Source organism: Streptomyces venezuelae (assembly GCF_008642275.1).
GTDB lineage: Bacteria > Actinomycetota > Actinomycetes > Streptomycetales > Streptomycetaceae > Streptomyces > Streptomyces venezuelae_E.
In genome coordinates, this window is sequence record NZ_CP029189.1 from 7,020,910 (window position 1) to 7,040,999 (window position 20,090).

The following is a 20,090-nucleotide window of genomic DNA, read 5'->3' on the forward strand; positions in this document are numbered from 1 at the left end:
CTCCGACTTCCTCTGTCCGACTTGGGGGACCTGCTGCTTCACGCTGACTTCTTGATGCCCACCAGGACTGGTCCGGCCGATCACGTTCGGAGCCGGACGGCGCCAGCGGCCGCCGTGGCAGTGCTGACGATGACGTAGCCGCGCTTGGAAAGGCCGCAGCCGCTCCCACTCGGCATCGGTCAGATACCGTCCCACGCCACCCGTGCGGCCTTGGGCAACGGCAACCCTTGGAGCTGAGGCCGATCCACTCATGCAAGCCGGCCCGGGCCGCTCCACGGCTGCCGTTAGCCTTCAGTCCCGCAGTCAGCTGAGCTCGGCGAGGGCCTCGTGGATCGCGCCGCGCAGGCTCACTTCGACACCGCGTTCCTCGATGAGCTCGTGGAAATGACGTGCGCTGTATGGGTGTTGACGGAGGACTGATGCGACCACGGTGGCTGCTTGCCCGGCCAGGGTGCGTAGCCACTCCCTGATGGAGTTCTGCGGCTTCCACTGATCGCACGATCCGTCCCACACGCACATGCTGTCCACGGCTGAATCCAGGAGCATCCACTGCTCCTCGCGACTAGCCGCCGCTGCAGCGGCCAGGAGCCACCAGATAGCCCGGTCCGTCTCCTCAAATTGCGGCCAGTTGCCGCGCTCGTCTCCGCGGGCATGCGAGGCCATCGCCTTGAACACTGCAACGGCCCGTGGCACGTCCGACAGCAATACGGGGCCAGCGACCTCGATGTCGAGGGCTGCGACGGCTTCCAAGTAGAGCTCGTAGTCGCCGGGCCGGTCGGCCGCCAGGTCGAGCAGCTGCCCGACGGCCGAGCCCTGGTCGGCCGCAGCCTTGAGGAGCTGCCGGGCCTGGACGATGGGCAGCCCGGCGGCCGGGGTGGTCTCCTTCTCGACCAGATCGAGGAAGGACGCGATGTTCTGGGGCCGCAGGGAAGGGGTGAGGTGCGTGGCCCGGCGTACGACTCCGTACCAGGGGCCCGGCGGCGGGAGCAGCGGGACGTTGGGCTGGGGCCAGGTGCCGGTCAGGATCCACCCGATGAGCTGACCGAGGCTGTAGATGTCGCTCGCGAAGGTGGCATCGTGCGCGTCGGACGCCAGCTCCGGGGCAGCGAACCCCTCGGTGCCGAGGGCGCCATTGGTGAGGACGCCGAGGTCGCTGGTCTGGCCGCGCGGGCGACGTACGATGCCCCAGTCGGCCAGCACCCACCGGTCCTCCAGATAAAGGATGTTGGAAGGCTTGATGTCCCGGTGTAACCACCCGTCCCCGTGCTCGTGTGCCGCGGAGAGCGCCGAGGCGACGGCATCCACCAGCTCTCGCAGCCGGCCGGGCTCCAGGAGGTTTGAGCGCCGGTCCTCGGCGGTGGCCTGTGCCATCGGCATCACGAACCAGGCGTGGTCCGGACTGAAATCGAGCACCGGCATCACGTGAGGGTGGTCGCCCAGCCGTTGCGCGAACTCGATCTCCCGGGCCATGCGCCGGCGCTCCCGGGCCCCCTTGCCCAGGCGGCGCTTGAATGCCACGTCGACGCGCGATGCCTTGTGCATGGCTCGGAAGACCTCGGCCTGCCCACCCTCGGCCAGCGGCAGCCGTTCAAGCCGGTAGTCCTTCTTCTCCCCACGAGCGGAGCCGCTCACCAGCTCGTACCTTTGCAACCGCGCCCGAGCCGGATCAGTGTCCCCCTCGGAGGCCAGCTGGTCGCTGGAGAGCTTGACCACGACTGGGCGCATCCTGGAAGGATCGTTGTCCGGGAGGGAGGCGAGCAGATAGACGGGCCCGTCGGCTCTGTCGGTCTGGGCGAGGCCGAAGACCTGGGCGAGCCGGAGATCGGCCACGGTTTCGGACGCGCGGTCTGCCACGAGGGTGCGGTGCAGCAGGACGTGGTTGCCCGACCCGTCGGGGGAGGCGCTGAGCACATGTCCGCTCCCGTCGGCCAGCAGGTGCGCCGGGTAGTGCCCGGCGGTGGGAATCCACTGCTCGCGCCGCCCGGCATCCGTGCTCCGCCCCAGGTCCACCACAGTGCTGTGCCCGCCCGCGGCAAGGAAGAAGCGACGCCCGTCCAGCCAGACGGCCGACCGGACCGCCGCCTCGAAGGCGATGGGATATCGCAGCTGGTCGCCGAGCGCACTGCCGACGCGGGTCAGGGCGAGTGTGCCGTCGCCGGCGCCGAACGTGACGCCGGAACCGGAGAGCACCCACGGCTCCCCGCTGGGGCCCGCCAGCAGTTGGGCTCCCTCCTCGAAGGCACCGGCCAGGACCGTCAGGGCGCCGTCGTGCCAGCGGACCAGCGCAGGCCCACACATTACGAGCAACGCGTCGTCGGGCTGGAGGAGCGGGATCCCGTGACACCCGGAGAGCTCCAGGCGCCAGCGCGCCGCACCACGCGTGCCGACTTCCATCACGCCGTGGGCCCCGGTGATCAGCAGGCTGGTGCCGCCAGGCCACGAACGAGCTGCAAGGCCCGAGGGGGGATCCGTCAGGGCTCGCACGCCCACGAAGAGCAGCTCAGCGGCCAGCGGCGCCTGGGCCTGCATCTCCACCCGGACCGCGGGGCTGATCCGCGCTGCGGGCGTCATCGGCCATGGACGGTCCGGAGGGAGGGAGGCGGTGAGCAGCCGGGCGAGCGGGATGTGCGGCTGACGTTGCCGGAATGTGTCGCGGATCAGCTCCGGCAGGGACCGCAGGCCGCCCACGGCCGCGTCCAAGTGGGTTCGGTCCAGCACCACACCGAAGGCCCGCACGGCGTCCTCGACCTGATCCAGATCGTCGACGTCCGGCGTGATCGTGGCCGTCCACCACAGCAGAGCCCACCGCTCGAACTCAAGCCCCGACTGGCGTGCGGAAAGCACCGCCCGGCCCCTGGCGTGGTTCGGCCCGATGGCCAGGCTGAGCAGGTAGTCCCGCCCCTCGAACTCGAAGCCGAGCCCGGGCAGCCCCTCAAGGTCGACGCGCCGCACGGCGTCGTCGGTGATCACCTGCTCCAGGAGAGAGGCCACCAGTTCGGTGAGCGCCTCGTACCTCGCCGCATCGGTCGCGGTGTCGTCCTTGGCCCACTGGCCGTAGTCGGCCAGTAGTGCCCGTGCCTCGTCCACGCTGTTCGTCTTCTCCCACGCCCTGGTGCCGGCACCGGGGTAGTGGCCAGCGTGAGCGCATTGTTTCCCATCGAGGCTGCTCGGCGCCGGAGTTCGCCGGTGTCCACTTTCACCAGCTACCCACCAGCGGCATAAGGCGGCCCCCAACCTGTTGAAGGAACCTTCCACAACGGCTCGCCCTGGTGTTTCCCAGCGCGTCCCCTTTGAGGCGGGGGGCTGCGGCGGATCGATGCGGGCGCCCGCAGCATGCTGATGGGCTCGCACGGTGGTGGAGGCGACGGACATGTCCCAGTCGATTTCACCTGCCGCATCGGCCTCGGCCTGGACCTGCTTGACCAGGCGTTCCCAGGTTCCGTCAGCCGACCACTGCTGGTGTCGTGCATGGACCGCCTTCCAAGAACCATTGCGGCAGGTCACACGCCACTGCTCGCCGGTCCGGACCAGCTGAATCCCGTCAGTTTCCCGCTGATGGTCCCGCCACGTGTCACAACGCCTTTGCTGACCACTAGGAACGGCCGCAACCCTTCCCACTCGGCATCACGAAGATCAACCTGCCCCACATCCCAGACAAAGAGTCGGCCACGGGGTAGTCGCATGATCGCCCCTAGCTGCGCCGACATTTCTAGATCGCCAACCATGTTAGTGGGTGTGTATCTGCTTGAATTGGTGGCCGACTGTTGCCAATCACCTGGCGGACTCCAGGAGGGAACGGGAGGGAATTTTTCGCGGGACGAACTCTATTCTTCACTCGCGAGTGTGTCGGAAAGCAATTCTCGTGCGCGACGTTCGACGCTGTCGAAATTCCGCGCCGACATTATCACGGTCTGGAGGTCAAGGCGCGCTTCAGAGGTTGCACCGTCAATCAAGAGCCATTCGGCTCGTAGTAGCCGTGCCGACATTTTCTGTTCTGAGGAAATATCGACGGTCTGGAGAATGGATTCGATGTCCTGATAGGCGTGGTCTTTATTGCCGATTTTCCGCTGAGTGATTACTCTGCGCCCCAGGGCGATATAGCGTCGATTGTGAGATGTCGCGGAGAGGGCGAGCACCGCCGTTCGGTCTGCGATGGCAGCTGGCAGGTCCTCGTCGTCATCATGGATGTCGGCCCGGTTATTGAATGAGCAGGCGCGTGCCTCGTCATCTGCCATTTCGTCATCAATGACCGCTGTGAAGTCCGCTTTTGCGGACTTCTGATCGTCGAGCTTCAGCCAAGTAATCCCCCTGTTGTTGAGGAGGCTTGTGTGTACCGGCCAGCGAGGATTGCATTCTGAGAGTGCTTCCGTGAAAATGGAATTCGCCCTGCGTGTGTCGCCCTCATTGAGTACGAGGTTGCCGAACTGGAAACGTGCGGTAATGGCTTGTTCTTCTATGCCTTGCTCCTCAAAAGATATGCGTAGATCGTCGAGTCGGGAGAAAATCCATTCGAGCGCTGGGTGATCGCTCCGTTGGAGAAGTGGCACAGTGCTCGCCATGAGGCGTGCGCACGCTAGAGGAGATTCGTTCGGGTGCGCCACGCCGAGCAGGTCGACTAGCCGATCATGTTCTCTATGGTCCCCAGCCGTCCGCTCGACGAAGGCTAGGTACGCTTGCTCATCCGCCTGCCAAGCGAGTTGCAGCAGGTCCACTGTGGCGGCGCGTTCCACTCCCGTTGCGGCGAGTCTGTCAAGGACGTAGAGCTCACCGAGAATGTCTGGCCGAAGGCCGTCCAGGAGGTCATCCAGCGATGCCGGGCCGAAATCCTCATACATGCCAGGTAGGAGTCCAACCGGCTGAGGGACATCTCGGAGGAGGCGGGCGTACGCATCCACCGAAAGGCCGCCCAATGCGGTGGCCAGAGTTACCACGTTCTGCGCGGCGCGTTGTGGGCGCGGTAAGTTGCCAAGGCTCGGCATCATCTGGCCATTCATGCGCGCGATGAGGCGCCGCAACGCTCCGTTGCGGTCGGCGCTCACGCCGTTGCTGTCGAGCCAGTCCATCGCCGCCACTATCGCGAAGAGCGGCCGACGCCTCGCATCTATCCTCTCGGCGTGGTCAGCAATATCTTCGATGTTTGTTGATGATAGATCAGCGTGAGCATGTACCGCCACGGCTGTGATAAGTCTGCGGACATTTCCCCGCGATAGACCCCCGAGCTCACGCGGCAAGCCGAAGCTGCTTGCCTGAACGTGTGAAGACTCCTCCATGCGATGAGTACGCTGCACCGTGTCCCACCAGGGGCCTGCGGCTTGGCGCTCCAAGACAAGGACGCGCACGGGTGCACTCAAGGCTTGTTGGCTGAGACGGAAGAGAGCTTCTGAGAGCCACTCGCTACGTTGCGCTGCGTAGTCAACCACGACAAGTGTCGGTCGCGTCGGCTGCAGGCCACTCAAGGCGGACTGGTCATCCTCACGAAGGAATCCCGCGTGCCATTCGCCCGACATCGCCCGGCAAAGTTCGATCGCCAAACGACTCTTCCCAACGCCGGCAGCACCGGTCCACAACCACCACGAGAACGCTTGGGTCGACTCCAAGAAGGTGGTTAGTTCGCGCAGTTCGTCATCCCGGCCGACCCGGGCAATTGCCGTGTTGGCAAATGCGAGTAGAGATTCAGGGGAGTCGAGTTGTGGCAGAGCCAAGGTGAGTCGATCTACAGACGGTCCGACACCAGCTAGCATCCTGAGCGTTTCATGCTCAGCCTCGAGCTTCCACTGATGAAGCGTCGCGGAGGTGTAGCGGGGCGCGTCGCTGTCGATGAGCTTCCCACAGTTCTGACAGAGCCAAATGCCGTTCTGCCCGGACGCGCGCTCTGTCGGTGTCAGTGAGGGGTCGTAACGGGGGCCGCCAGGACTAGCTGCTGTGATATGAGCGGCAACACCGACGTTAACCACACCACTTGACCCCAACTTGGGTCCGAACGTGACGGCTCTGCACTCCGGGTTGCTGCACCTGGTAGCAACCCTCCGGGCCAGATCGTCCTTGACCCCCTTGCTGAAGTCATCCCTTGCCGTGCTTGCACTCTTACGGGTCACGAACTTCTCCCCTCAGGCCTCTGTTGAGGACCATGCCCTGCGGCGCCCGCTCCTGCACCCGAATTGCCCGCGACAAGCTCGAGCCGTGGTTGGAGGGGGTACGGAGCGTGCTCTTGCCTCCGCTCTGAGTGCAAGGGCCGGCCCCCCCCCTGCGGAGCGGGGGAGTGCCCTCAGGAAGTGGCGAGCGCCGCGATGTGCGCTGGGAGGTCCGCGATGCTTAGGGGGCAAGCGTCTGTGACGCCTGTCCACCAGCGGCTGGCATCCGGATTCCAGACGTTGCCACTCTTGGCGGTCAAGGACTGGGCACGGGTCACGACAACTCCATGCCGTGCTCTGGAGAGGATGACGAGGACAATGCGAAGCTCTTCTTTCAACTGTTCCTGAGTCACAGCCCTGTTACCGGGGATGTGGAAATCCTCGAGGCCGGGGAGGAAGACCCAATCGAACTGCTGACCCTTTCCTGTGTGGGCATTCAGGAGGTGGACGCCAGGCTCGATAGCACCATGGTCACCCTGGGGCCGAAGCTGGGCAACAGCTTGACTCGGCGTGCCTACTTGGGCTACGAGGGTCTCGAAGTCTGCGAGTGCATCGAGGGTCTGAGCAAGGGCCTCGACGTCGTTGCGGTCGACATCATCGAGCACGGCTCGTCGGACGGCGTCCATGGTGGCTTGCCGTGGTAGCAAGCCGACTCTGGCGACAATCCGCTTTATGACCTCGCCATCCTCGATTGCGAGATCCCAGCGCTGGCGCGGCAGATTGGACGCGTCAGTGAAGGCCGCGTCGATGGGCTCGCGCCGCCAACCCAGCCGGGTGATCACCCCGATCGTGGCTTGCGGGTTGGAGGCAAGGACCTGCGTTGACGTATCGACGATCCACCGCGCCTCATCCTGCCCAGTTTTGAACACGCCAGAAGCGGCGGCTCCGCCCTCTTGCCAGGCGTCTGGACTTACCGCGCGTAGCGTAGAGCCACCTAGAGCCGCGGAGACGCGGTTAACAACACTGAGCACGGCAGGCGACGAGCGATAGGACATGTCAAGCCTCTGTGGCTCGCCGCACAAATCCCGCAGCGCCAACTCCACCTCGGTCGGGCTGGCGCCGGCCCAACTGTAGATGCCCTGTAGAGGGTCGCCGACGAAGGTCCGGCTTGTCGAAGATGACGAGAGCGCGATCTCTAGCTGCTGGAGAGAGAGGTCCTGGAATTCGTCGACGAGCACCGCTCCGTAGTGCTGTTGATACATGCGGGCTACTGCCTCAATACCGAGGAGGCGCTGAGCGTGCCTGAGTAGATCCTCGTAGTGGAGGATTCCCTCCTCCCGGCGGTCGGCCTCGATTTGCTGGGCGTAGGCGTTGCCGCTCAGGACGAGTGCCCTGCGTACCTGGTCATCGTCATAGGGCCCCTGCTTGGCCTCGGACAAGGCCTTAGCGATTCCGTCTCTACGCTTGCCTGCTGGCCCGGGACCTAGCCCTCGGGTGTACACCGCAATGGCGTTGTCGAGAGTAGAGCGCCCAGGCATCGGCGCGCTGGGGTCTAGACCGATCGTTCGCCCATGTGCTCGGATGATCTCGGCCGCATGGCCATGAAAGTTGGTGACACGGACGTAGTGTCGGAAGCGTTGCGGGCCGAGGGTAACCAACAGCCGTTCGCGCAGGTTGCGCTTTGCTCGGTTGGAGAAGGTCAGGGCGAGGATGCGCTGGTGCTGCTCAAGCTGTGCAACCAGGTGCTGGGCACGGCGGGCGAGCAGCTCGGTCTTCCCGCAGCCTGGCGGGGCGATGGCCAGAAGGTTGGCGACGGGGCTCTGTGCCGGATCAGGCTCGGCTTCGGTCGTCATGCTCCAGCGAGTTCCTCGGCCTTGGCGAGGATTCCGGCGACGCTAGTGATCTTCTCGGCGATCTCCCGTGTCATCGCCGCTGCCACGGCGGTTGCGGCGTCAGTCTTGTTCTTACCCTTGCGGCAATATGTGGCAACGGCAGGCGCAGTGAGTTCGCTCTCACTGGCCACACCTGCCGACTTCAAGATGTCCTCCATCTTGCAAACCCCGGCCTCGACGAGGAGACGAGCCATGGTGGAGCCCGTAAGTGCCCTGCAGTACTCATCCTCCAGGTCCTCGCAGCTGGCCCAGACCTGCGTCCCCATCAGGAGTTTCGAGCTCCCGCCGATGGCCCCAGTGAAGATGCCTGTCTCCTTCTCGTCCACCAGACCGAGTACGTGGACCCCGAACCCGTCCTTGCCCAGCATCTTGTAGACGTGCGTGAATTTGTTGGCACCGTCCAGTTCGAAGACCACTACACCTAGCCTGTCGAGCCCGATGCCCAACGCTCGGGCGGCGGCCTCGACGATAATTCGGTCGGCCACGCCTTCAACGGCAATGACGTATCGGGCTGTCAGCGCTTCGAGAAGCCGCGGCGACCACCATTGGGATCGCAGCTTTCCGATCGCATCGAGCTTGTCCTTGTCTACCTGATGGACGCTGCTGTCTGGTGAGACCACCAGCACCTGCTCGGGCTCGAACCGTTGCAGGATGTAAGGCGAGTGAGTACAGAGGATCTTCTGGTTGGAGGCTCCGGCGAACAGTTCGGCGACGGTTCGCTGACTGGCGGGGTGGAGATGGAGCTCGGGTTCATCCACGGCGATGATGTTGGCGTTGTTCTCGGCCAGGTCGAACAGAGTCAGTGCCATCAGCTGTCGCAGGCCGTCCGATTGCTCTGTGATCGGAACATACTGCTCGCCTTGCTGGAAGAACATCGAGACGCTCTGCAGCACGGAGGCTGCGGGGTCCGCCGAGGTGCGAACGGCGAGGTCGTCGCTGACGATCCGACGTGGCATGGATCTCGCCAAATGTGCGGCGATCTTGTCGCGGAGTTCGGTAAGCCGCTCGCTGGTGTGGAGCTTCTCGTTGAAGTCGCCGAGGAGGCCCGTGAGGTCAGCCTTTTCCGTGCCCATATCGATGCTGTCGAGAAGGAGTCGTAGAGCACTGTTTGGGCCGTCGAGTTGAGCGCTACCTGCACCGCGGGTGGCGGGCAGGTAGCGCCAGCCCAGGGCGCTCAGCTGCTCTCGGGTGGGTGCGCGGCGGTCGGCTGTTCCAGTCAGGACGCGTTCGATTACCACAGCGTCCGGGTCGTCATCGGCTGGGGTGACATTGAGTCGTATCGTCAGGGACCTTTCCGCCGTCACAGGGTCTATGTCTATCTCGCGGTGGAAGAGTCGAACCTCGGTTTCAGAGAAGTCGACCAGCACAGCCTCGACGCTGAGAGGGTGCTCAGTGTTTCGCAGATCTGTGCGCGAGAGGGTTTGGTACAACTGCCCGAAAGTTGCGGAGAGGGTCAGGTTGAGCAGACGGAGCAGGGACGTCTTACCGACGTCGTTCGCGCCGACAACGACGAGGTGCTTACGGATCTCAATCTCGAGGTCCTGCAACCGGGCATAGTTCGTGATCTTGAGGCGGTGGAGTCTCACAGCGGCAGCCCCTTTCGCATGCGCGGCCCGACCTGCGAGGTTGGGCAGCTTCCGGAAGGGGCCCATGGCCTCAGGATCGTGCTACAAATCACCCGGACAGGCTACGCAGCCTCCGGCGTTCCGGATACTCCGTTTTCGCATCTGCGTCCGACCTGCTGGCTCGTATGACTGTGCCGGGAGCGGGGTGGGAACTGCTTCGGCTGCTCGTCCCCAGCCTGGCCGTTGAGCCGGGGGTTCCGGGGTAGTACCGCGTTCACCGACTGTGGATCTCCGGTTCAGTGCCTCCCGCTTCCAGGTGTAGGTGGCTGAAGACGATGTTCCGAACCTGCAGCAGCGCTTCTGGCGCGAGGCGGGCCAGCGCCGGAAGGGCGTGGTGCCAGCCACCGTCCGCCAGAGCCTCCGCCACGAATTGGCGTGCCTGCTCCACAGCCCCGGCAACGACTGGGGGTGACTGGGACACCGCGAGCGTGCGCAGCATCTCCGTGAAGGCGGTGTCTTCGTTCCATGACGTCAGATGGGCGTTCTCCGGGGCTCCCGCGAGGTACCCGGCGACCGCTGCGTACGCTTCCGCCCTGTCGCTGGGGACGTTGTGACGCGCCGAGACCCGCCGTGCGGCGTCGTGGTCGCCGAGAACGGCGTACCCGAGGGCGATGCCCGCTGTTGGAAGTTCCCATGGAGGCACGCTTCGACTGTTGCGCTCCCGCGTTTCCAGAGCGCGCAGGGCATCCTGCTGCTGATTCTTGCCCTCCAGAACGACCACGACCAGGAAGTCCTGCCAGTCCACCCCTTGTCCCTTTGCTGTCAGTTGCAGGGACCATGCCTCGTCGATGGCTTGCCGGAGTCCCGCCTCGCAGGCATGGTCCGCGTCGCCGATCGCCGCGATGAGGTTCCCGAGTGCGGCGATGCGGCCCCTGACATCGGACTGGTCAGGGGCCCGTGTCATCAGGCGTTCCCGCTCCGCCTCGACGAGTTTTGCCGCCGTCACGGGGTCGGGCCCGCGCAACCCGGCCGCCACGAGAACGGTTGCGCGCCGCCTCCCGGAGCCTTCCGGCTTGCCTAGCTCCGCAGCTAGTTCCAGGGCACGCTCGCCTTCTCCGGCATGCGCCAACGCGTACGCGGCCGCCCTCTTCGAGTGCCCCACAATCCAGTCGGGAGCGATGCGACGTGAAGCGGAGTCGCCCTTGTTGCGATTCTCCCGGGTCAGGCCGGCAGCTTCGTGTGCCAGAGGCTGCGCCAGCGTGAGATTCCCTGCGCCGGCCAGGGCGACGGACACGGCTGCCAGGGCCCGCGCCTGCTCAGCAGGGGTAGGCAGACTCCTCGCGAGCCGTGTGCCGTCGGCAGGCAGGCCCGACGCTGCGAGTGCAGCGGACAGCGTCACCAGCTTCGCCTCCCACACGCCTCCGCGGCGGGTCGTGACAAAGGCCTCCAGCGCCTCGTTCAGGCAGCGCAGTGCCTCACCTGGATCCCTCTGCTCTGCGAGTAGGAGGGCCTTCCGGGCAAGTGCCTCCGGACGTGTCGTCCCGGCTCCTCGGGGTACTCCGCTGATCGCGGCTCGCGCGCCAGCGAGTAGGTCGAGACCGAACCAACTTGTTGCCAGGCCCTCGGGAACGGCTTCGACGAGACGCCTGGCCTCGTCCACCGCGCCAGTTGCGACCAGCGCGTACGCCACGTCCGTCAGCATCAGCTCGGGGTAGCCCTGCGAACCGGTCGTGTCTGCTCGTGTGCGGAGCGCCGACCTCAGCGTGCCGGCGGCCTGCTGGGCCAGCTCCACCGCCTCTTCCGGGTGTACGTCGACCAGCGCCAGGGCGGCGGTCGCCCACACTGCGACTGACTCCGGACCGGCCGGGGCGGCGCGCGCGTAGTCGCTGATGCGCGCGTGGATCCCGGCGGCTCGTACGGAGCCGGGGGATCCCGCGGCCTCAGCGATGGCCGACCATGCCGTAACGAGGGCGGCCGGCTCCGCGTGTCGGTCGGCCCGCAGCGCCTCGGCGAGCACCTCGGCCTGGTCGAGGAGTTCCTCTGCCAGCTGCGGATGCCAGGCGCGGGCGGCCGCGGCTGCCTTTGCCGCCGTCGTGCACGGAAACGCTCCGTTTTCGAGCACGGCGTACGACCGGAGGGTGTTGAGCAAGTTCCGGCCTTCCCGCTCCTGCCCAGTCGCGACCAGCGCCACGGCTGCGCCGGCTACGGCGTACTCGGCGTCGGACTCGTCGCCGTTCGACGGCGCCGATTCTTCACGGGCACGAGCGGCCCAGCGTGCGGCCTCACGAGCGGTCTCAGCGGCGCGTTCGTCATGGACTCCCACCAGCGCCCTGGCCACCTTTGCCAGAGCGACCGCCTTGTCCTCCGGGTACGGGGCAGTGAGCGCGAGGTCCGTCGCGCGCCGCCAGTGCCCCAGCCTGGCGAACCCCGCAGGAATCTCCGAAGGGAGCCCGCGGGCGCTGTGGGTGAGCACGTCTCGGGACACCGCGAGCGCGGCGCGCGTCGCGAGGTCGTCCGGAGCGTCCCGTTCCACCAGCCGGGCCGCCTGCTCAACCTCCGATACCGCAGCATCAATGGAGTTGAGGCCGAGCAGGGCCCGCTGGCGGCGGGGATCGAGCACGAGGGACGCCAGCCGCTCGGTGGCGAAAGCAACACCACCCGCCCGCCGGAGCAGGCGCGGATAGTCGTACAGAAGGTAGTCAGGGGTCTCGGGGGGCCAGCCCTTGGCCCGGTACTCTTCCGCCCAGTCGTGTAGCCGTGCCTCGTACCCGATTGCCGCGGTTTCCCCCAGCCACGCGAGGGCCTCCCGGTGCAACTCCGTGTGGCCGAGCACCCGCGTCCGCGAGCCACCGCCTGCCACTCGTTGCGGAAGGTGATTCCGGTCGCCGTCCCCGGGGAGGAAGCTGCGGCCCGTGACGCCGCGCAGCAGCACGTCCACCTCGTGAGGAATCGTGTTTGCCAGGTGGGCCAGGTCCCCGGCCGTGAGCCCGCCCTGGGAGACGGTCACCAGAGCGAGGACATCACGGCCCACCGGCCCACCGCTCAGCAGTTTGTGCAGTTCTCGCCGGGCCAGGTCGCTGACGTCCGAGGCGAAGGGCGACGGGGCGAGGAGCCGCACGATGCCGGCTCCGCGCAGGGGGTGGTCCGAACGGACCCCCACAGGTACGGGCGGGTTGGGGCGGCCCGCGACGATCACCCTCATGCTGGCGGGCGGCTTCGTCGGCAGCAGAGCCGCGATGCTCAGGCCGTCGGGGCCGGAGCCCAAGTCCTCGTCGATCCCGTCCACCACCAGGACCAGCCGCCTTCCGCGTCCTCGGCAGGCCTCGGCAGCCTCGGTGAGCAGCCAGGGAAACTCCTCCTCGGCCCGGCCGCTGCCGGGCTGCGTTCCCTGGCGGGCCAGAACCGACAGTTGCCGGTTCACGGTCTGCAGGAACGAGTCGCGGTCGTTGTTGCCGAGATGGTCACCGATGAAGCAGCTCACGAAATCCACGCCGGCCGGGCGTCGGCGCAGCACCAACTCGGCCATCAGGGCGGACTTGCCCGCCCACGGTCCCGCCTGCCACCAGGCGTACCCCGGGACGATGTCCGTGTCCGGGGCAGTGCAGAAGTCTTCCAGCTCCCGCAACTCGCCCTCACGGTCACGCAGCCGGGCGGGCAGGACGTACTGTCCGATCCACGCCGCATGGCTACGGAAGACGCCGCGCGGGTCATCGGATCCGGCGCCGTCCGGATCGGTGCGGGGCTTCGCAGTGCGCACTGGCTGTGCCTCATCGAGCAGGGTCCGCCAGTAGCGCTCGTCGAAGTCCGCCCCGGCCCAGCAACTCCACACCCGGACAACGCCGATGAGCTGGTCGCTGCTGGAGGTACCAGGCACCTTCGCCTTGGCCGGGTCCTTGTGCAGCCACTCGCCAATCCGGCGGTCGAGCCCGGCCACCCCGGTGAGACGTGCGACCTCCCGCCGCGAGGGCGGAGGCTTGCTTTTCTTCCGCGCGGACATCGCCCTGGCTTCCAGAGCGCGCAGCGCCTCGTACAGCTCACGAGACTTGTCCGTCCGCACTGCTCGCCCCCGATTCCGCCGCACATCGGCCTGCCCGCCGCGGGCAGTGCGGGCACCCCGTCGGCCTGCACCGTAGCGGCGGATCTACCGCACCGCCCGCTCTTTCGGACAACGCCCCCTCCAAGCCCGGAACCTGAACCCGACGCCGCGGCCACACGGGCCGGGCGAACCCGTAGGGGGACTCGCAGATGCCGAAGACAACGACGAGAACCGCTCGCCGCCTGGGCCGCGCCGCACTGTTTAGTCTGGTACGAGGCGCCTTCTATGCCGCGGGAGCCGCGCTAGCTGGCTATGCGACGTGGTGGCTGCAGAGCTGATACTCGAAGACGGGCTAAGCCCGGCGGTGTGCCATCCGGGCGGCGGTGCTTCGTCACCTCCACCGGCTGATGCGGCGGTAGCCGACCCGGATACGGTGCAGTGAGCAGCGGCATAGCGATTCGGTGGCCTCTCGCCTGCCCGTGACGTGGACGAACCACAGTTCGGTTCGGACAGGGTGGCGCGTGGGCCGCCCGAACAGGCAACCGGCGACGGCGGTCGTGGGCTTGTCAGGGCGAAGATGACAGAGTTCTGGAGGGAACTGGACAGGATGGTCTGCTCTCCACCCCGACGCGGCCAACGGTCAGGCCGCCAGGCCTACGTCGAGGATCTTGGCGGCCTTGCCGATGGAGCCGGGCATGAGGTGGCGGTAGATCTTGAAGGTGATGTCGAGGCTCTTGTGGCCCATCCACTCGGCTACGTCGGTGATGGGGATGCCGTTGGTGAGGCAGTTCGAGGCGAAGAAGTGGCGGAGGCTGTAGATCACCATGCCCTCGGGGACGTCGACCTCGCTGGCGCGCTTGATGCGCTGCCACTGGTTCTGGAGGTAGTAGGCGAGGAACGGCCTCGTGGGATCCATGGGGTGGCGCAGGAGGTAGCCGTCGACCGTGCCGTGTGTGTCGGCGTACCACTCGATCGTCTCGCGGACGCGGGCCGGGAGGGGGACGTCGCGGTAGTCGGTGGGCTTGCGGTGCTTGAGACGGCCGTAGGTCTTCGTGGTCTGGTTGACCTGCTCGGTGATGCGGTAGACGTCGCTCGCGACGAGGTTGTTGATGTTGACGGCGAAGGCCTCGCCGTTGCGCATGCCGCAGCCGCTCATCAGGTCGGCGATGAGGAGGAACCGGTCGTCACCGGCAGTGCGTATGTCGCGGAGCTGGGCGGGGGAGGGGATCACCGCGCGCTCGGGGTCGTACTGCGGGGGCTTGACGCCCAGGACGGGGTTCTCCGTGTAGATGCCGAGGCGGTAGGCGTCGAGGAGGACCGACTTGACCTTGTCGAACGCGTTGGACTGGGTGGCCAGGCCGGCGCCGTTGCGCTCCATGGTCCGGATGAAGCTGTCGACGACCTTGTGGTCGAAGGTGCTCATCCGGCGGCTGCCGAGGGTGGGGAGGATGTGGTGCTGGAGGAGTGACTCCAGGGTGCGGAGCGAGGACTCTGCGAGGTCGCGCTGGCCAGCCTTCCACTCTGCGGTGTACTCGCGGAACTGCATCGCGCCGTACTTCTGGATGCGCTCGGCCTTGCCCTGGTTCCTTGGGGCGGCCTTCTTCTCCTGGTAGACCGTCGTGAGGCGGTCGATGGCCTTCTCCTGGGTGGAGAAGCCGGCCTCCTCGGTCTGCTTACCGGCCGCACTGCGGTAACGGATCTTGTACTCGTGCGGGCACTTCGACCAGCGGGACTGGGCGTGCTCGCAGTCCTTGTAGAAGGTGCCCATGCCGTGGGCGAGTGACTTCGTTGCCATGCGGTGCGGGACTCCTCGGGCGCCAATGCTGACCTTTTGCTGACGCCGGAGGGTCCACCACGTTCCTGACCTGCACGAAGACGGATATCTCGTGTTACGTTCTGGAACTGGATCGGCCGGTCCCACGAGGAGATCGCCCAGTTCCGCGAGGACTGGACGAACGGCACCCGCTACGGCGAGGTCAAGGGCTACGACGGCCCCCCGATCCCGTCCCCCGCCCTCCCCCCGACCCACCTGAAGCCCAGGGGAAGGGTTCGCTGACCTGCTGATTTCAGGGGCCGAGGGCTGGGTGTCGTGCTCGCACCCAGCCCTCCGTTTTTTGGTCTCGCAGGGGAGGCTTTCGGGCAGGTTGTGAAAGCCTTCGGTGGCGACGGCCGAGTCTCATGTGCAGCAGGCTGTTACCAAATTTGACCGAACGAATGTTGATCCTTCGCTGCCTCTGCTGACGAATAGTCAGGTCGGCTATTTTCCGGGTCTCGCTGAGTCGGGTTGCTTGCAAACCGCTGCGTCGGCGGCCGTTGCGCGGCCGACTCCTACGACTCGACGGGGATCCTGCGAAGGCTTGCGATCCGCCGCTGGAGCGCGTACGTGGATGCACGGTGGCTCTTGTGGGCAGATGAACACCCCCGCGGGTGCGGGGAGCAGACCGCTCCCTGACGCGGCCCCTCGGCCTGGGCGCTGCTCCCCGCGCCTGCGGGGATGAACCTAATGTTGACCGAAATCGTTGCTGGCCGGCTCGCCTGGGCAGGGGTCTGGAGTCCGTCTGCGGCCAGAAAGAACCCACGCCAAGATCCGCCGCCTCGACGAGCAGGCCATGGCTAAGCCGAAGGGATGGCGTGCGTCTCCTGTCGGGATGCCGTCTGGTCATCGCAGAAGGTGACGTCCGGCCGCTGCGAGTTCGGGAGCCAAGGATCGCTGGCACACCGTGCATCGCAGGGCGCCGTGCGCCAGCCGAGGGGCCGGCAGTGGCATCGGGTGCCCGTCGGCCTCCTCGCGCCGCACCGCTGCCTCCTCGCGGGCTTCCCGCTGGGAGTCGCTCAGGTTCCATCGCAGGTTCCGCGGGAGCACAGCGCCCTGCTGGTCCGGAATCAGCTCGCCGACGGGTACGGCCTGCCGTTCCAGGTCGTCCAGCGGGTAGAAGGGACGGTGCGACCGAACACCGCAGGGTTCTTCACCTCCCGCCACCCGGTGCACCTTCTGGTACGCCCGGTCGAACGCCGTCCAAGCCATGCGTGTGAGGGGACGTAGAACCACACCGGCAGGCCCTCGGACAGGACTATGTGGGGGAAGAGGACACGGGGCCGCCAGAACCAGACGACGATGATGCCCTGCCGCCGGTAATCGCGGTGCCTGGTCCGCCACGCCTCATCGGTCATGAGCATCCGCGACGCCGCCAGCGCGAGACGTGTGCCGTCCTCCAGCCGAAGGCCATCCCAGGACTCCTTGTTGCAGTCGGCCCCTGCCCTGCCACACCAGTCACCGAAGCCGGGGCCGGACCACTACATCAGGTCGCCGGGGAGCTCCATGTACAGCTTGCGAAGCGTGTCGATGATTGCGTGGGATTCGGACAGCTCGATGCCGTCGATGCGGCTGATCGCTCGGACCCCGATCGCTGCGTTTGTGGCGAAGGCGGCCTGCATGTTCGGCAGATCGGTCAGCCGTACAGGCGTGGAGACGTGGTCGTGGGCTTGCTTCAGGAGCTCCATCGTCACGCCGACGAGGCAGTCGGCGGCTGGCCAGACCACTTGGGTGCCGTCGAAGAAGCCGATGTTCCAGGTGCCGCCCTCGGAGACGACCTGGTCCTGGTCGACGAAGAGGGCGTCGTCGAATCCTGCCAGCTGGGATTGCCGCCGGTGATGGATGCTGGCGAAGAGGCCGACGCTCTTCACGCCGGCCACGTCGCGTACGTACGTCGTGGACCGTACGCGGAGAGGTGGGAGCGGGATCGAGCCGGCAGTTCGAGAGGTGACGAGTACGTGAGGATCGTTCGCGGCGCCCGGATTCCCGAGGTCGAGCCGCGGGTCGAAGACGGTGACGCGGACCGTGGTGGATCCGGTGGCGGGAGCAACACGGCGTGCCAGCTCGCGGACGCGCCGCAGGTCGAGGTCGACACCGAAGAGCGTTCGGCAGTCCCGCTGAAGACGGTCCATGTGCAGGGACAGACCGCGGACACGTCCGTCGTCGACGCGCATGGATGTGAAGTGACCGTAGTTGGTCAGCGCCAACGTCTGCAGCTGTCCGAGCTCGACCGGTTCTCCATTGAGTTCTGCCATGCCGTCAGGATGCCACCCGGTCGGTGCGACGAATGCGGTCTGGCCGGCGAGGAGGCGGGCGGACCATGTGGCGTAGTCTTCGGCCGCCCAGTTGACGCGGCGGAACGGTACGGGCACGGGTACGGCTGAGAGTTCAGGGTCCACGGACGAGTTCCCCGTGCGGGGTGCGCCGGCATTATTTATGGCTTCGGCGTGGGCATCGGTGGCGCGGACGGTGAGCGAGAGCCGCAGGGGGCGGCCCCGGGGCAGGAGTTTCAGGAGCGTGTCTCGATGTTTTCCGTTGCGTCGTGCCTGAACGTATCCATACCCTCTTCCCAACGCGTCGACGGAGACGAGTAGCCATGGGTCACGCGAGCAGAGAGAGCCGCCGGTAGCTGTGAAGGCGGACTCGCACCCATGGTGAAGACCCTCCCGAGCGCGGGGAGGAAAGGCCTTCGGGCCCAATGCCCCGCCGGTTCGCCCCCGTCATCGGGCTGAATGAGGCCGCCGCTGTCCGGCGGTGGCAAAGGCGTGGTGGCACCGCGAGTCCCCTTCTCGCCCACGCTTCCAAGGGATCATGACGACGCCCCTGGAGGGCTGCGATGATCCACACCATTAGCCGCGTACTGGCTTCCGAGCTACGCGCGCACCTCGACCAGACCGTCACCGTATCCGGCTGGGTGAACGCCCTGCGGCTGCAGCGCACGATGCAGTTCGTCATCCTGCGGGACCACTCCGGCATGGTCCAGGTGACCCACAAGCGCGACGGCGGCCCGCTCGAAGCCGTCCTGGAGTCCCTCACCCCCGAGTCCGCCGTCCGGATCACCGGCCGCGTCGTGGACGCGGCTCAGGTCAAGCTGGGCGGCCTGGAGCTCGTTCCTGAGTCGGTCGAGGTGCTGAACCGGGCGGAAACGCCGCTGCCGATCGACGAGCACACCGGCCCCGAGCACCGGCTCGACTGGCGGTTCCTCGACGTGCGCAAGCGGGCCACGGCGCAGATGGTGTTCGCCGTGCAGACGACCCTGGAGCAGGGGCTGCGCGAGTACGCCATGGCGAACGGCTGCACGGAGATGCACACGCCGAAGCTGATGGGGACCGCCTCGGAGTCCGGCGCGGAGGTGTTCAAGCTCGGGTACTTCGACCGGTCGGCCTACCTCGCGCAGTCTCCGCAGTTCTACAAGCAGATGGCCGTGGCGGCCGGCATCGACCGCGTCTTCGAGATCGGGCCCGTCTTCCGGGCCGAGCCGTCGTTCACCTCCCGGCACGCGACCGAGTTCACGGGCGTGGACGTCGAGCTGTCGTGGATCGACGACGTCGAGGACGTGATGGCGTTCGAGGAGCGGATGCTCGCCCACGCTATCGCGAAGGTCGCAGAGGTCCACGGTGAGGCGATCCGGGAGGTCTTCGGCATCGAGGTCGTCGTGCCGGAGGCCCCGTTCCCCAGGGTCACGATGGCCGAGGCTCAGGAGATCCTGCGGGCCGGCGGCTGGGACCCCGAAGGCGTCAAGGAGGACCTGGACCCGGAAGGTGAGCGCGCGATCGCCGCACATATGAAGGAGCAGACCGGGCACGAGTTCGTGTTCCTCACGCACTACCCGGCCAGTATCCGGCCCTTTTACCACATGCGTCCGGCAGACCGGCCGGACCTCACGCTCAGCTTCGACCTGCTCTGGAAGGGCCTGGAGATCACCACGGGGGCCCAGCGCGAGCACCGCTCCGACGTGCTGCTCGGGCAGGCCGAGGAGAAGGGGATGGACACCGGGCCGATGCAGGACTACATGAACATCTTCCGCTTCGGCTGCCCGCCGCACGGCGGACTCGGGGCCGGCCTGGGCCGGATCCTGATGGTCATGCTCGGCCTGGACTCGATCCGCGAGGCCGCGTTCCTGTTCCGGGGACCGAACCGCCTCACCCCCTGAGCCAGGGGTAGACGCGCCGCTGTCCCACCGCCTGTCTGGCGGTGGGACAGCAGTGGTTTGCTCAGTACCGGTGCGCCCCGAGAGGGATTACAGCCCTGCAGGACCCTGGCCATATTCGTCACTGTGACGTGAAATGGCCCGAACCAGACTTTATTTCAACCTGGTTCCGCGATGCTGGAAGCCGATCGAGAGGGTCCGCAGCGATGCAGTGGAAGATCCACGGTGAACGTCCGATCTACGAAAACAAGAGATCCGGACCCGGATGTGATCAAGCTCAGGCGGGTGCGCTCCTAGACGAGTAGGTCCGAAGTACTGGTCAGTGTCGTAGGCGATCGGTGTTCCGTTGGCTCGGTTGTGCCAGATTGCCGCCGTCAGGGCCAGGATGCGTTGCCCGACGCGGGCCAGGACGTCATCTGGCCTCGGAGACGGAGCCGAGGGCGGCCTGCACCACCGCGAGCGTCAACAGCTCGGCATCCGAGTCTCGGAGGACGCGCTGCCCGCCGCGTTTGCGTCAGTAAGTCATCGATCCTCACGTGCAGTGCTGTCGCGTGGGTCTCCAG

General features: G+C 66.5%; 9 protein-coding genes and 1 pseudogene. 2 read left to right on the top strand and 8 right to left on the bottom strand.

Annotated elements, in window-relative coordinates; translation table 11 throughout:
• Positions 1 to 303: 303 nt before the first annotated feature.
• The 6 genes from DEJ51_RS31175 to DEJ51_RS31200 all read right to left on the bottom strand — a co-directional run bounded on the left by DEJ51_RS31175 (position 304) and on the right by DEJ51_RS31200 (position 15,359).
• On the bottom strand, positions 304 to 3,087 hold the full coding sequence (locus DEJ51_RS31175) for a protein kinase domain-containing protein (protein ID WP_190620789.1): 2,784 nt from the start codon (positions 3,085 to 3,087) through the stop codon (positions 304 to 306).
• Between the two features lie 737 nt (positions 3,088 to 3,824).
• Positions 3,825 to 5,954 carry a hypothetical protein gene (locus tag DEJ51_RS31180; protein WP_150260972.1) on the bottom strand — a complete coding sequence of 710 codons (2,130 nt, stop codon included), beginning with the start codon at positions 5,952 to 5,954 and terminating at the stop codon, positions 3,825 to 3,827.
• Positions 5,955 to 6,265: 311 nt separating this feature from the next.
• Positions 6,266 to 7,924, bottom strand: coding sequence for a UvrD-helicase domain-containing protein (locus tag DEJ51_RS31185; RefSeq protein ID WP_150260973.1), 1,659 nt, complete (start codon positions 7,922 to 7,924; stop codon positions 6,266 to 6,268).
• Entirely contained in the window at positions 7,921 to 9,549 is a 1,629-nt protein-coding gene (locus tag DEJ51_RS31190; protein ID WP_150260974.1) for an ATP-dependent nuclease, read from the bottom strand. Before DEJ51_RS31190 ends, DEJ51_RS31185 begins: the two co-directional genes overlap by 4 nt.
• Positions 9,550 to 9,802: 253 nt before the next feature.
• Positions 9,803 to 13,585 carry a hypothetical protein gene (locus DEJ51_RS31195; RefSeq protein ID WP_150260975.1) on the bottom strand — a complete coding sequence of 1,261 codons (3,783 nt, stop codon included), beginning with the start codon at positions 13,583 to 13,585 and terminating at the stop codon, positions 9,803 to 9,805.
• Positions 13,586 to 14,204: 619 nt separating this feature from the next.
• A complete protein-coding gene (locus DEJ51_RS31200) occupies positions 14,205 to 15,359 on the bottom strand; it encodes a tyrosine-type recombinase/integrase (protein WP_223836057.1) in 1,155 nt (384 codons plus the stop codon).
• 93 nt (positions 15,360 to 15,452) lie between these two features.
• Between DEJ51_RS31200 and DEJ51_RS35395 the strand changes: the two are divergent.
• Positions 15,453 to 15,620, top strand: a pseudogene (locus DEJ51_RS35395) (pirin family protein); the annotation flags it as partial.
• Between the two features lie 603 nt (positions 15,621 to 16,223).
• Here the strand turns inward: DEJ51_RS35395 and DEJ51_RS31210 are convergent.
• Positions 16,224 to 16,589 (bottom strand): hypothetical protein, encoded by a 366-nt coding sequence (locus DEJ51_RS31210; protein ID WP_150260976.1) that lies wholly within the window; start codon positions 16,587 to 16,589, stop codon positions 16,224 to 16,226.
• Between the two features lie 269 nt (positions 16,590 to 16,858).
• Positions 16,859 to 17,632 carry an aminotransferase class IV family protein gene (locus DEJ51_RS31215; RefSeq protein WP_150260977.1) on the bottom strand — a complete coding sequence of 258 codons (774 nt, stop codon included), beginning with the start codon at positions 17,630 to 17,632 and terminating at the stop codon, positions 16,859 to 16,861.
• A 581-nt stretch (positions 17,633 to 18,213) separates the two neighbouring features.
• On the opposite strand from DEJ51_RS31215, the gene aspS reads away from it, so the two are divergent.
• Positions 18,214 to 19,530, top strand: coding sequence for an aspartate--tRNA(Asn) ligase (gene aspS, locus DEJ51_RS31220; RefSeq protein ID WP_150260978.1), 1,317 nt, complete (start codon positions 18,214 to 18,216; stop codon positions 19,528 to 19,530).
• The last annotated feature ends 560 nt before the right edge of the window (positions 19,531 to 20,090 follow it).

Coding starts and splice junctions, on each gene's coding strand:
- DEJ51_RS31185 (WP_150260973.1), bottom strand. CDS start 7,924: ATGACGACCGAAGCCGAGCCTGATCCGGCACAGAGCCCCGTCGCCAAC.
- DEJ51_RS31210 (WP_150260976.1), bottom strand. CDS start 16,589: ATGGCTTGGACGGCGTTCGACCGGGCGTACCAGAAGGTGCACCGGGTG.
- DEJ51_RS31200 (WP_223836057.1), bottom strand. CDS start 15,359: ATGGCAACGAAGTCACTCGCCCACGGCATGGGCACCTTCTACAAGGAC.
- DEJ51_RS31215 (WP_150260977.1), bottom strand. CDS start 17,632: ATGGCAGAACTCAATGGAGAACCGGTCGAGCTCGGACAGCTGCAGACG.
- aspS (WP_150260978.1), top strand. CDS start 18,214: ATGATCCACACCATTAGCCGCGTACTGGCTTCCGAGCTACGCGCGCAC.